Source organism: Parabacteroides caecihominis, assembly GCF_023656785.1.
Taxonomy (GTDB): Bacteria; Bacteroidota; Bacteroidia; order Bacteroidales; family Tannerellaceae; genus Parabacteroides; species Parabacteroides segnis.
Window position 1 is genome coordinate 351,522 of sequence record NZ_JAMOKS010000001.1, and the last position, 14,130, is coordinate 365,651.

The 14,130-nt window shown below is 43.7% G+C and carries 7 protein-coding genes; all 7 read left to right on the plus strand.

What is annotated here, in order from left to right; translation table 11 throughout:
- Positions 1 to 116: 116 nt before the first annotated feature.
- Positions 117 to 1,475, plus strand: a complete 1,359-nt coding sequence (locus NBH14_RS01070; protein ID WP_128133414.1) for a TIGR00341 family protein — start codon at positions 117 to 119, stop codon at positions 1,473 to 1,475.
- 15 nt (positions 1,476 to 1,490) lie between these two features.
- Positions 1,491 to 3,623: a dipeptidyl-peptidase Dpp7 gene (dpp7, locus tag NBH14_RS01075; protein WP_350464035.1), complete on the plus strand. Its 2,133-nt coding sequence runs from the start codon at positions 1,491 to 1,493 to the stop codon at positions 3,621 to 3,623.
- A 905-nt stretch (positions 3,624 to 4,528) separates the two neighbouring features.
- A complete protein-coding gene (locus tag NBH14_RS01080) occupies positions 4,529 to 5,131 on the plus strand; it encodes an RNA polymerase sigma-70 factor (protein ID WP_186957986.1) in 603 nt (200 codons plus the stop codon).
- Between the two features lie 74 nt (positions 5,132 to 5,205).
- Positions 5,206 to 5,454: a hypothetical protein gene (locus NBH14_RS01085; RefSeq protein ID WP_186957987.1), complete on the plus strand. Its 249-nt coding sequence runs from the start codon at positions 5,206 to 5,208 to the stop codon at positions 5,452 to 5,454.
- Positions 5,455 to 5,522: 68 nt separating this feature from the next.
- Complete coding sequence (locus NBH14_RS01090) at positions 5,523 to 8,840, plus strand: SusC/RagA family TonB-linked outer membrane protein (RefSeq protein WP_250817051.1); 3,318 nt, start codon at positions 5,523 to 5,525, stop codon at positions 8,838 to 8,840.
- 19 nt (positions 8,841 to 8,859) lie between these two features.
- Positions 8,860 to 10,761: a RagB/SusD family nutrient uptake outer membrane protein gene (locus NBH14_RS01095; RefSeq protein ID WP_186957988.1), complete on the plus strand. Its 1,902-nt coding sequence runs from the start codon at positions 8,860 to 8,862 to the stop codon at positions 10,759 to 10,761.
- 253 nt (positions 10,762 to 11,014) lie between these two features.
- On the plus strand, positions 11,015 to 14,113 hold the full coding sequence (locus NBH14_RS01100; RefSeq protein ID WP_250817053.1) for a SusC/RagA family TonB-linked outer membrane protein: 3,099 nt from the start codon (positions 11,015 to 11,017) through the stop codon (positions 14,111 to 14,113).
- The last annotated feature ends 17 nt before the right edge of the window (positions 14,114 to 14,130 follow it).

Consider the following 14,130-nt stretch of genomic DNA (forward strand, 5'->3'; position numbering starts at 1 on the left):
TTATGCCGGTTATTCTTGTTCACACTTCTTATTTTTTATTTAGGGATACTATTTCTATCTTTGCACGATTAAGGTGTGGCTATTAGTCGGAGTATTTATCAATACAAGAGAGTGGGATGGAAAAAGGAGTGTTACACAAGCAAATACGGGACTTCTTTGTTCGTAATTTTGACGTTCGCCAGGAGAAGGAAGATGAACTCGAAACGGTTGAGTCTATAAGAAAAGGTATTGAGTTTAAAGGTACTAATCTTTGGGTTTTGATCTTTGCAACATTTGTCGCTTCATTGGGTTTGAATACAAACTCTACGGCGGTGATTATCGGTGCGATGTTAATCTCTCCGCTGATGGGGCCTATTATGGGGTTCGGTCTCGGGTTGGGCATCTATGATTATGACTTGATCAAGCGGTCTTTCCGTAATTTTGCGACGGCAACGGTGTTCAGTGTCATCACTTCAACCCTGTTCTTTTTGATCTCTCCGATCAGTGAGGCGCAAAGTGAATTGTTGGCGCGTACGCAACCGACCGTCTATGATGTCCTGATCGCTTTCTTTGGCGGATTGGCCGGTATTGTTGCCAGTTCGACCAAAAGTAAAGGAAATGTGATCCCGGGTGTGGCTATCGCAACGGCGTTGATGCCGCCGCTCTGTACGGCCGGTTTCGGATTGGCAAGCGGGAATCTTTATTATTTCTTCGGTGCTTTTTATCTCTATTTTATCAATACGGTGTTTATCAGTCTGGCGACTTTTCTGGTTGTCCGTGTACTGAAATATCCGAAGAAGATATTCCTGGATAAACAGCGGGAAAAAGTAGTGACACGTTATGTCGGGGTGATTGTTTTTTTCACGATCGTACCGAGTCTTTTCCTGAGTTATAACCTGATCCGTTCCAGTTACTTCAATGACCGGGTTACTAATTTTGTGACGGAAGAATTGGCTTTTCCTAATACGCAGATATTGAGTAAAACAGTGACGGATACGAGCGAGAAGAAAGAAGTAAAAGTCGTAATGATCGGTGAAAATGTGCCGGAACCCATGATCGAAATAGCCCGGACCCGGCTTCGCAAATATGGTTTGAAAGATGTCTCTCTGGTTGTCCAGCAAGGTTTCGGACAGGAAGCTACTGATATAAACGAGTTGAAAAGCATGCTGATGCAGGATTTGTATAAAAACAGTGAAGAAGTTCTTCGGGTACAATCCATACAGATCGATTCCTTGAAAAAGACGGTAGACCGGTATAAGAGTGCTTCGCGTATGACTTCGGAGTTGATCCCGGAGATGAAAGTTTTATTCCCGTCTGTTCTTGAAGCCTCTTGTTCAAATACCTATATTGTAAGTACTGACAGCATGAAACAGGACACAGTCATGTTGGTTTACCTAAAAAGCAAAGAGCGTATCAATGAAAAAGAACAGTTAAAGATCCGTGAGTGGCTTGGTGCACGCGTAAATGCGAAAAATATTAAATTACTAATAGAATAAAAAAGAATGAATTTTATGAAGAAGGTGTGGGCAGTTTTACTGCTTCTTGTTGCTGCAGGCCAGATATATGCCGATGAGGGCATGTGGGTTCTGAAGGAACTTAACAAACAAAATCTGGCTCGAATCAAGGAATTGGGATTTGTCCCGTCCTATCAGCAACTTTACAGTGAAACCGACCCGTGTGTGGCCAATGCTGTTGTTATTTTCGGTGGCGGATGTACCGGTATTACCGTATCGGAAGAAGGATTGATCTTTACTAATCACCATTGTGGTTTCGGTTCTATCCAGCAGTTGAGTAGCGTTGAACATGATTATCTGAAAGACGGCTTCGTTTCTCAGAGTAAGGAAGAAGAGTTGCCCGTTCCGGGACTGAGCGTGCGCTACCTGCGTGAAACGGTTGACGTAAGCGACCGTATCAACGGTGAAATCGCCGGTATTGAAGAAGAATATCTGCGTTTGGCTGCTGCCGATTCTATCGGACAGGTCATCTGCGACTCGATCGGCAATACGGAATTTCAGGCTGCGGATGTAGTGCCTTTCTATAATAATAACAAGTATTTTCTGGTTGTTTACGATGTGTTCAACGATGTTCGTATGGTATTTGCTCCGCCCAGTTCAGTCGGAAAGTTCGGTGGTGACACGGATAACTGGATGTGGCCGCGTCATACAGGCGATTTCTCTGTATTCCGCGTATATGCCGATGCTGGCAATAAACCGGCTGAATACAGCAAAGACAACAAGCCTTACAGTCCTAAATATGTAGCTGAAGTTTCCCTTCAGGGATATCAGGATAAAGACTATGCGATGACAATCGGTTTCCCGGGTAGTACAGACCGTTATTTATCTTCCTGGGGCGTGAAACAGCGTATCGAAGACAGCAACAAGCCCCGTATCGAGGTGCGCGGCATCAAACAGGCTATCTGGAAAGATGCTATGTCGGCAAGCGATGAAGTCCGTATCAAATATGCCTCTAAATATGCCGGTAGCTCTAACTACTGGAAGAATTCCATCGGTATGAACCGCGGTCTGGCTAATCTGAACGTGATAGAACGTAAGAAGGAAGAGGAAGCTGCTTTTGCCGCTTGGGCCGGTCAGACACCTGAACGTAAAGCTAAATACGGCGAAGTGCTGAACCTGTTGGAAAAAGGATATACTTCGACGGATGAATACCGGAAAGTTTCCACTTATCTGTCAGAAGCATTCGTCAGCGGAACTGAAATTGTACGCCTGGCGCGTATGGTGCAGGGAGTAGACATTAAGGGTTCTACTCCGGAAGAAATAGACATGGTCCTGAAAGATAAGATCCAGCCGTTCTTTAAAGATTACGATGCCTCCCTTGACCAGAAGGTATTGGCTGCCATGATGAAAGTGGTGAAAGAGCGTGTTCCGGCTCAATATCTTCCGGATATCTATCAGAAAGTGGATAAGAAGTATAAAGGTGACTATGCAAAATATGCAGCAGACGTCTTTAAGAAGACTTCGCTTCTGTCATACGACAGGATCGAGAAGATGTTGAAAGATCCGAAACTGTATGCGAAACTGAAAAAAGACCCGGCTGCCGAACTGAGTTTGTCCACGCTGATCTCTTTGTTCGAGTTGCAGCAGTTTATGGGCGATGCTCATTACGATATTGCCAAAGGCGAACGTCTGTATTTTGCCGGACTGAAGGAAATGTATCCGGAAAAGCCCCTTTCTTCCGATGCGAACTTTACGATGCGTTTAAGTTATGGTTCTATCGGAGGGTATCACCCGTATGATGCAGCCTGGTATGACTATTACTCAACGGAGAAAGGTATCCTGGAAAAAGAAAATCCGGAAGATGACGAGTTCTGGGTTCAACCGGAAATCCTGGACCTGATCCGCAGCAAGGATTTTGGCCAGTATGCTAACGAAAACGGACAGTTGCAGCTTTGCTTCCTGACAAACAACGATATTACCGGTGGTAACTCAGGTAGCCCGGTGTTTGATAAGAATGCCCGTCTGATCGGTCTTGCTTTCGACGGAAACTGGGAAGCCATGAGCGGTGACATCGCTTTCGAACCGGACTTGCAGCGTTGCATTGCAGTGGATATCCGTTATGTACTTTATATGATCGACAAGTGGGGTAAATGCCCGCGACTGATCAAGGAATTACAGTTGGTACGGTAATATTGAATGATCAGCATATACGGAAAAGCCTGGCGGAATTAACTTCGTCAGGCTTTTTTGTGAAACAATTATTCTTCCCTATAATTTGGCTGGAATGGATTCTCTTATGTCAAAATGACAGAAGATAACGAAGACTTAAAACCTCGAATGCCAGAGGATATAAAACATATAGCCTCCTGATATCAAGCAACTTGCAGTTTCCTAAATTTTTTTAATAAGGAAACGCTGGTTTCCTTAGGAGGAAACTACAATTTCCTCGGCAGGAAACGCTGGTTTCCTCCTGAAGAAACTACAGTTTCCTGCATAGGAAACTGAGAGAAGACAGAATGTCATAGAACTTCAGTTAGGCACCCTCTTGCTGAAGCTTCATTAAAAACAAAACATAAACAGCTGAAAAATATCAAACAATAAACAATAGATGTGGCTTGATGAAGGTAAAATCGGAACCGGATTCGTGCTTCTATCCTACAGTTTATTAGGGAGATATTGAATTTAAATGAATGATGCCTCCGTCTCTGATAAAAAACTTTTTCTTTTTACTTGTTTTATCCGGTGCTTCTCCATACTTTTGCCTTTGTACTCCGGTATAGCGTTATCGGCCAGTACATTTTATTGATTACAAGAGCGTTTAAAGATATTATCCTAGTTGGAAAATTCGACACTTTCACAAGCACCGGATAATAGACAGTAAAACGCTCACGTACCTTTTTTTGTTATATCTGTTCATTACATTGCTATACGCATATGTTTTATGGATGTACAAATAAAAGGGCGTGAGGGTGTCTGTTGTATATTGGTGCTTAGGGCGTCGAATCCCTCCAATTAGATATATCAACAGTCCTCACGCCTCTTTTATTTTATAACCGTCCACCCGGGGATTGATGGATAAAATTGTATTTTTAGTTATGAGCAGTCCCCTTCTTTTACAGCAATTAAAGGACGGAAATGAGAAGACCTTTAAGCAAATCATGAAATCGTACTTGCCTCGTTTGTATTCATTTGTCAATATTTATATTGTAGACAAGGAAGTAACCGAAGAGATTATGCAAGATACGTTCATGGCTCTTTGGAATCAACGAAGAGACCTGGATGATGAAACCTGCCTGATTACTTATCTGATGGTTGTCAGCCGTAACAAATGCCTGAACTATTTGAAAAAGCTGCAACTGGAAACTATCCCTATCGACAGCCTGAGTGAATCCTCGCTTTATCAAAGAAGTAATATATATGTTCTGGAGGATGATTCTCTGGAAAAACTTGCCATGAAGGAACTTACCCATGCTATAAATGTTTCTTTGACCAAACTACCTCCCCGAACCAGAGAAATTTTTATACTTAGTCGTTTCAGTGGTCTTAAGAACAAAGAAATAGCCGATCAATTAGGCCTTACTACAAAAGGTATAGAATACCATATAGGGAATGCTTTGAAGCAATTGAGAAACGATTTGTCAAAAGATTATTTCGCCATCTTTTATTGTTTACTGCTTTCCCTTCTAATCAAGAAGTAAAAAAACAATTTTTTCTACTAGGGTGAAATCCGTGAATGTTGTTCCTCTTTTTATACACACTATGTAAAATAAGTATGGATGACGAAATGTTGATACGATTTATAAAAAGACAGTGCTCTTCTTCAGAGGCCAGGAAAATTCTTTTATGGATTGAAATGAATGAGGAAAACAAAGCGCATTTTACTCAATTACAATCCTTATGGGCTTCCGCCGATATATGCTTTGCCGTACAAAATGACAAAGTAGGTTCGGAAGGAACAATAAAGAGACTGGCTTCGATTGTGAAGAAATTCAAGCTGAAGATCAATAATCCTATAGAATGAGAATCAAATAATTTTTTAAGAATAGTGTTTTTAAATCTTTTATTGTTTAATAATTTAAATCTAGTATTATGGGAAAAAGTAGCCTTAAAGAAAGCTCCCCTTGTAAAAAAGAACGATGGAGGATAGTATTGGCTCTAGGTGCCTGCTGCCTGGTTTCATTATCCGTATCTGCCAATGTTTCAACGTTTCAATCAGTCCCTGAAAATGAATTTCCCCATGAGGAGGAAGTTAGCCAGGAAGGCTTTAAAGTAAAGGGCCAGGTGCTCGATAACCTGGGAGAACCGTTACCGGGTGTTAATGTCATGGTGAAAGGTACTATGACGGGGATTATCACCGATGTGGATGGTAATTATGAGATTGTAGCACCCTATTCAAAGGCAAGCCTTGTCTTTTCGTATGTAGGTTATCAACCCCAGGAAATAAGTTTGAGCGGTAAACATACACTGAATGTAACTTTAGTTGAGGATACGAAGGCATTGGAAGAAGTTGTGGTAGTCGGCTATGTCACTCAGAAAAAAGCGACTATCACAGGTTCTGTGGCAACTATTACGACTAAAGATCTTAAACAGAGTCCAACTGCCAATCTGAACAATGCATTGGCCGGACGTATGCCAGGGCTGATGGTGAACCAGTTCAATGGAGGTGAGCCGGGTGTTGATAAAGCGGATATCCGTATCCGTGGTATGGCGACCTATGGAGATCAGTCACCCATTGTAATTGTGGATGGGGTGGAACGGGATATGAGTTATCTGGCACCGGAAGAAATCGAAACGTTTACCATCCTGAAGGATGCTTCGGCTACAGCACCTTATGGTGTGCGTGGTGCGAACGGTGTGATCATTATCACGACTAAACGAGGTAAAGCATCTGAAAAACCGAATGTAAACTTTAAAGCATCTGTCGGAACAAACAGTCCTGTAAAATTTCCAACCTATCTGGGTTCGGCCGATTATGCGACTTTGTATAATGAAGCGATGATCAATACAAATCCGGGAACAGACCCCTCTAAATTAGGCTTGTTCAGTCAGCAGGCTATCGACAATTATCGGATTGCAAAAGGAGACAACTCGGATGGCCTTGGATTTAACTGGGATTATTTCGATTATGCATTCAAACCGGGTGTGCAGCAGGATTATAGTTTGTCTGTGCGGGGTGGTTCGGAACGTGCCCGTTATTATGTAATGGCAAATTACTATACTCAAAGCGGTAATTATAAGCATACCGATATGACGGATACGGACACGCAGGCTAACTTTACACGGTATAATTTCCGGGCCAATGTGGATGTCGATATCACAAAAGATTTTTATATCAAGCTGGATCTGGGAGCTCAGATTACGGATCGTAAGGCGCCGGGAACAACCGCTGACAGGATTGTCGCCTTATGTAATACGCAGCCCTCCTATCTGCCTATTACTGTACCGGATAACGGAAACCCTGAAAACGAAACGTTTGTCTTGGAGAATCCCTACGGACTTTTATATGGAGATTATAAGCATCGTCGTAATATCTTAGGAGAATTATCCAGGACGGGTAGCCTGACAGAAAAGAAGACCTATCTGAACGGTTCTTTCTCTATTGGTCATAAGTTGGATTTTATCACGAAAGGTTTACGTGTGGAAGGAGTATTTTCTTATGATGCCAAAGAAGGTAACTGGATTAACCGTGTGCTGGGCGACCGTGCCGATGGGTATGCGAGTTATGCAAGATATGCAACCTTCCAGCCGGGTGAGGGTAGTTACGGTTCCTATTATATGAATAACGGTGCTCCTTATGACGGCACTTATATCAAAGGTAATCCGTGGTATGCACAGGATGAAACGATCATCAACAGTTTCTCTCATAATGAAGCGGAAGCAAAAACCTATTATCAGCTGAAGTTAGATTATATGCGTACATTCGGTAAACATGACGTAACAGGAATGGTTTTGTTCAACCGTTCACATCGTACTATCGACAACCGTGTTGCTTATCGTTATCAGGGATTGACTGCCCGGGCTACTTACGCTTATGCAAATAAATATTTGGCAGAATTTAATGTCGGTTATAACGGATCAGAGAACTTTGCACCCGGCAAACGATACGGAATATTTCCCGCAGGTTCTGTCGGATGGGTGATTTCCCGTGAAAATTTTATGAAGAGGACGGAGAAATGGTTGGATATGCTGAAGATTAGAGCTTCTTACGGATTAGTCGGTAGCGATAAGATCTCCGATTATGACGGTGACCGTTTTGCTTATTTGCAATTCTATGGCGAAGGTAGTGGGTATGATTTTGGCGAAAATGAATTCAACCAGTGGACGAGCGGTGTTGGCGAAGGTAATTTTGCTAATCCGAACCTGACCTGGGAAAAAGCCAGAAAGCTGAATGTCGGTATTGATGCTTCATTCTTTGGAGAACGCCTGACAATTAGTGCCGACTATTTCCATGAACATCGCTATGACATTATTACTCATTTGAGTGGTAGCGATAAATTAGGTTTTCCGCAGATTGTGGGGAAAGATGCACCGTTTCTGAATTCAGGAGTAGTAGACAATAGAGGTATTGATTTTGAGATCGGATGGAACGGACGTATCGGAAAAGACTTTCGTTATTACATCAAGCCGAACTTTACTTTTGCGCGCAATAAGATCCGGTTCATGAATGAAGTGGTTTATGAGAACGAATGGCGCAGAAATACCGGTAAACGTATTGAAGAACACTTTGTGTATGAAGTAGATCATTTTGTTTACGACCAGGCGGAAGCCGACAGGCTGAACGCAATGAACGGTAATAACGGTTTCCAGCAGTGGGGCAAGCTATATCCGGGTGATGTGGTCTATAAAGACCTGAATGAAGATGGCGTTATTAATGATGATGACAGGCGGGCAATGGGTAATCCCCGTACTCCGGAGATACAGTTTGGTATTCCATTGGGAATCCAGTATAAAGGTATTGATGTTAGTTTCTTATTCCAGGGTGCTGCCAACACGAGTCTGTTGCTGAACGGTCCTGCCACCTGGGACTTCCCGGCCTATGAGCAAGACCAGATAGGTAAAGTAAAGCCTATGCACCTGAATCGCTGGACAGAAGAAACAAAGGATGTGGCGACCTATCCGCGACTGACAATCGGCGCTTACGAAAACAATAAGAATGAGAGCAGTAGCCTCTATCTGTATAATGCCTCTTATCTGCGTTTGAAGAATGTGGAAGTTGGCTATTCATTACCGAAAAACTGGATCCGTTTTGCCGGATTCCAAAATGTGCGTTTCTATGCACAAGGTATGAACCTACTTACATTTGACGGATTGAATGATGTGGATGTAGACCCTGAAACCAAGAAGGGGAACGGTGCCTGGTATCCTATCCAGCGTATCTTTAATTTTGGAGTTGATATCACTTACTAATTAATAAAACTAAGAAAAGATGAAGCATAAAATATTTTTGTTAGCAGGACTGGCTACTTGTTTTTCAGTCTTTACTTCCTGTGAGGATTATCTGGACAGGGCTCCGGATGATAAGACGACAGAACAACAAGTTTTCACACGTTATGAGAAAGTGGATGGTTTGGTTTCGGATTTATATGCCAACTGTAAATCTGCCAATAAGCCGTTGATTTATTTCAATCACTTCAGTTTATCCAGTATTTCGGATGAATGTTCGGCCAGTAGCCATGAAGGGGCTATTCCCCATCAGTTCAATGTCGGTAACTATGGGGCTTTGCAGAAAATGCCTAACGGGAGCGATGCCGGCCAGTATTGGAATGGTTTGTATTCTAAAATCCGTAAGGCAAATATAATCCTGGAAGGAGTCGCTAAATATAATACACCGGATAATCCCCAGAGCGGACGGGATGGAGATTTGAACAGGCGTATCGGTGAGGTTTATTTCTTACGCGGCTATTTGCATTATCTGGTGCTTCGGGCTTATGGTGAAGCGGTATATATAGACCATGTGATTAATCCGGACGATGATATGACTTTTACAAAGGAGTCTTTTCACACGATTGCAGATAAGATCTGTGCGGATGCCGATGAGGCACTGGCCCGCGTGGATGCCTCGAATGGTGGAAATTACTTTGGTCGTGTTGATAAAGGCGCTTGCCTGGGATTGAAAGCGATTGTGCGTTGGATGCAGGCTACTCCACTGTGGAACGGAGGCTCTTTACCGAACGATACCCGTGTCTTTAAAAGTGAATATGGCTATGACCTAAAACGTTGGGAAGCTGCAAGGGATGCAGCCAAAGCTGTTCTTGAAGCTAAAAAAGAGGATGGTTCGAACCGGTATCAGTTGTATACTAAATATGATGCGAGCGATTTTAAAGATATCGATGGTAAATCCAATACGAATAACGAAAAAGTTCAGCAACGTTTATGGCGTATGAATTTTGAAATGGATGCGATTATGAGTGAATGGGTATGGTTTGTAACTAAGGATAAAGATACCGGTTGGTCCGGTGATATCCTGCCTCCGAGTCAAGGTGGGCATGCCCGCCAGCGGCCATTGCAGGAACAGGTAGATGAATATGAATATATAGGACCGGACGGATATGGTTATCCTATTTATGCCGATCGGGCAAAAGCTGACGGTTATGATGATGAAAATCCATATGAAGGTATCCGTCGCGATCCGCGTTTGTATCGTGATATCCGTTATCATGGTTCTTGGTATGCCGGCCAGCAACTGAATACGGCATCCGGAGATGATGCCGTGAGTGGCAGTTACCTGGATCAGGCTTCCCATACGGGATATTATCTGCGTAAGTTTTATAAAGATGGTTGGACAAGAGGACACGGCGGACATACTATCAACGGTCCGGCAATCTGGAGGCTTCCGGCATTTATTTATATCTATTGTGAAGCTGTGAATGAGCTAAGTGGTCCGAATGAGGAGATTTATAAAATGATAAATGAGGTACGTGCCCGTTCATTTATGGCTCCGATGCCTCCGGCTACAAAGACGGATAAGAAGTTGATGAATAGTTATATCCAGCGCGAACGCCGTGTAGAATTCTTTTATGAAAATGATCGTTATTGGACAGCCCGTTTGTATATGGAACCGGATGATACGGAACAACTGGCTCAGGAAAATAGCTATAGGGATGCCGATAGCTGGCCTTATGCTAAAACCCAGCGTTTTTCTCATGGAATGAAACCTGTAGAAGATCCGGATGGAAAGATTATGATTGGTGATAAAAAATATAAGATGAAACGTATCGTTGTGAATGACGGACGTGTATTCAGTTCTCCGCGTTCTTACCTTTGGCCGATCTATCAGGAAGAGCTGAAACGTTGCCCGTCATTGGTTCAGAATCCGGGATGGGAATAATGTAAAAGGGATGTGTTTTTAATTCTTAGCTGATTATTATCAGTAACGGAGATACTGCCGGAGGGCTGGTATCTCCGTCTTTTTGTTTGCCCGGCATGTGTGGTCGGAATATAAAATGTCCTTTTTCATCGGTACCATTACCCCTCTTCTGACCATTCATACCAAATAAGTTTCATTTACCCCTTTTGCCGGTTTTAAGATATCCGGGCATGCATTTTCCCATATATTTGCCTCAAATCTTAAACAATAAATTATGAAGAGGCATTCTTGGAATCATGTTTGTATGATATTTTTATTGCTGTTGTTTTCTTTGCATGCAAAGGCGCAGCATCTCACTGTTTCGGGCCAGGTTGTCGATGAACAACAGGTCCCTGTTATCGGAGCCAGCGTTAGTATTAAAAATAGTTCGACCGGGACTATTACGGATATAGATGGCGGTTTTACCCTTCAGGCACCGGTAAATGCAGTTATCCAGTTCTCTTTTATCGGATATGAAACTGTCGAGGTTAAAGCAACTGCCGAGCCAATGCGTATTGTGTTAAAAGAAAACACGCAGATGGTTGAAGAAGTGGTAGTAACCGCTTTGGGTATCAAGCGGGAGAAGAAAGCACTGGCCTATTCGGTCACGGAATTAAAGGAAGATGCTTTCCGGGTGAAAGACTCGAACCTGGCTGCCGGACTAGCCGGAAAAGTAGCCGGCGTGAATGTGGTAAAACCAGCAACAGGAGCCATGGGATCGAGCAGGATCACCATACGCGGTAACGGCTCTTTCGGCTCGAACCAACCGCTTTATGTGGTCGACGGCATACCGTTGGACAATAGTGATTACGGCCAGCCCGGTCTGTGGGGCGGCACGGATAACGGAGATGGCATCTCTTCCATCAGCAGTGACGATATCGAGAGCATGACCGTGCTGAAAGGAGGAACGGCGGCCGCTTTGTATGGTTCAAGGGCCGCAAACGGAGCTATCGTCATTACGACCAAGAAAGGCCAGAAAGGTAAAATAAAAGTAGAACTGAACAGTTCGTTTACATTGGACAGGCCAGTCGTAAAGACAGATGATTTTCAGTATGAATATGGGCAAGGTATTTCGGGAGTAGCCCCGACCAGCCAGGAAATGGCTTTGCTGAGTGGTCCGGCAAGCTGGGGAGCCAGACTTGACGGTTCCGATGTTATCCAGTTCGATGGTGTGGCACGTCTTTATGTTGCCGCCGGTAAAAAGAATTTCTCTAACTTTTATGATAATGCCTGGTCATTGAATAATAATTTATCCCTGTCAGGAGGTACGGAAACGACACAATACCGTCTCTCTGTGGGGGACCAGCGTTATGATGATCTTTTCCCGAATTCCAAACTGAGCCGTAATAATATTTCTTTGAACCTGACAACAGAGCTAAGCAAACGTATTACACTGCAAGCGAGTGTGATGTACATGCGTGAACGGGTAAAAAACAGACAGAATGTAAATGATTATTCAGGTAACGGGAATGTGTTGCTTTGGACATTGCCTCCCAATATAGATATACGCAGTCTGTCGCCGGCAGTAAAAGAAAACGGGGATGAATTGTTGTTGTCTGAAATGTATGTATATTTTGCGAACCCTTATTTTATTGCCAACAAAAGAAAGCAGCAGGATGCCAAGGACAGGATGCTCGGTTCTTTGCAGCTTCAGTATAATATTACGGATAACTGGTATATACGGGGAAAAGCCGGAGGCGATATGATTTACCGGCGTGCGGAAGGTACTACTCCGATGGGTACCGGATATCTGAAAGAAGGCGATATCAGTGTCAGTTCCACCTATAACGGTGAATTTAATGCGGAAGCTATAGTGGGATATACGAATCGTTTTTCCGATGCATGGTCGGTCAGCGCCTTTGCCGGATGGAACAGCATGATTGCCTGGAACGAGACAGTCAGTGCCTATGGCTCGCGCTTTATCCAGCCTGACTTCAGCGTAATAGGGAATACCGAAACCACAAGCGGAGGCAAAAGCCGGTGGGAGAACTACATTAACTCAATTATGGGGCAGGCGGAAGTCTCTTATAAGAACCTGCTGTTCCTTACTTTGTCGGGAAGAAACGACTGGTTCTCCGCTTTGTCGTTGCGGGGGAAATCAACTCCTAACAATATCTTCTATCCTTCGGTAGGAGCAGGACTTATCGTGAGCGAAATGACAACCCTTCCGTCCTGGATTCCCTTCCTGAAAGTGAGAGGATCGTGGGCTCAGTCGGGTGGGGCGGTTTCACCTTACAATCTGGCTTTAACGTATGGTTACGGCGAAGCGATCAACGGGTATCCTACAGGCTCCGTCAATACATCGACAATACCTAACCTGGATCTGAAACCGCTGACGTCTACGGCTTACGAAGTGGGAGCCGATGTCCGCTTCCTCGACAATCGTCTGGGACTCGATTTTACTTATTACATCCGTAATACCAGCGACGATATTGTTACGGCGCAGATCTCTTCCGGCTCCGGCTATAATAATGTATTGATTAATGCCGGAAAGATCAGTAACCAGGGGATAGAATTTCTGCTTACGGGAACACCGGTCAGAACCAAAGATTTCGAATGGAACAGTTCCTTCAATTTCTCATACAACAAAAGTGAAATAAAGAAGATAACGGATCATGTAAACAGCTTTATCATGGCTACCGCCCGGGCCGGTGCTGCCGGAGACCAGGGAAGTCCGGCCTTCATCTACCAGGAAGTTGGCGAACCTTACGGTATTATAAAGGGATACTCGTATCGGCGGGATGAAAACAACAACATCATTTATGATGCGAACGGCCTTCCGATGAGAGGAGATATTAAGAAGCTGGGCGAAAGTATCCATCCGTATACCCTGGGATTCAGCAACCGTTTCAGCTATCGTGATTTCAACCTCAGCGTGTTGATCGACGGTAAATTCGGCGGAAGTGTCTTTTCCGGAACAAACAATATGACCTGTTATCTGGGAACCAGTAAAATGACCCTGGAAGGACGTGAAGGCGGAGTTGTCGGTCAAGGTGTGAAGAGGGATGGCTCGGTCAATGATAAAGCGGTACCGGCTATGGAATACTATATGCACCTGGCAAACAACATAACGGAAGAGTTTGTGTACGATGCCTCATTTGTGAAACTACGTGAGATATCCCTGGGATATTCGTTGCCTAAAAGACTTATTATGAAGGCCGGTTTCACCAATGTGATGGTCTCGCTGGTGGGAAGAAACTTGTGGACACTATACAGCAAAGTCCCTTTGGTTGATCCGGAGTCGAGTTATACGAGCGGAAACGGGCAGGGATTGGAGCAGTTCGGACTTCCTGCAACCCGTAGTTGGGGAGTTAATTTGAATATTCAGTTTTAAAAACAAGCAATCAAAGT

Coding starts and splice junctions, on each gene's coding strand:
- dpp7 (WP_350464035.1), top strand. CDS start 1,491: ATGAAGAAGGTGTGGGCAGTTTTACTGCTTCTTGTTGCTGCAGGCCAG.
- NBH14_RS01090 (WP_250817051.1), top strand. CDS start 5,523: ATGGGAAAAAGTAGCCTTAAAGAAAGCTCCCCTTGTAAAAAAGAACGA.
- NBH14_RS01070 (WP_128133414.1), top strand. CDS start 117: ATGGAAAAAGGAGTGTTACACAAGCAAATACGGGACTTCTTTGTTCGT.
- NBH14_RS01095 (WP_186957988.1), top strand. CDS start 8,860: ATGAAGCATAAAATATTTTTGTTAGCAGGACTGGCTACTTGTTTTTCA.
- NBH14_RS01085 (WP_186957987.1), top strand. CDS start 5,206: ATGGATGACGAAATGTTGATACGATTTATAAAAAGACAGTGCTCTTCT.
- NBH14_RS01080 (WP_186957986.1), top strand. CDS start 4,529: ATGAGCAGTCCCCTTCTTTTACAGCAATTAAAGGACGGAAATGAGAAG.
- NBH14_RS01100 (WP_250817053.1), top strand. CDS start 11,015: ATGAAGAGGCATTCTTGGAATCATGTTTGTATGATATTTTTATTGCTG.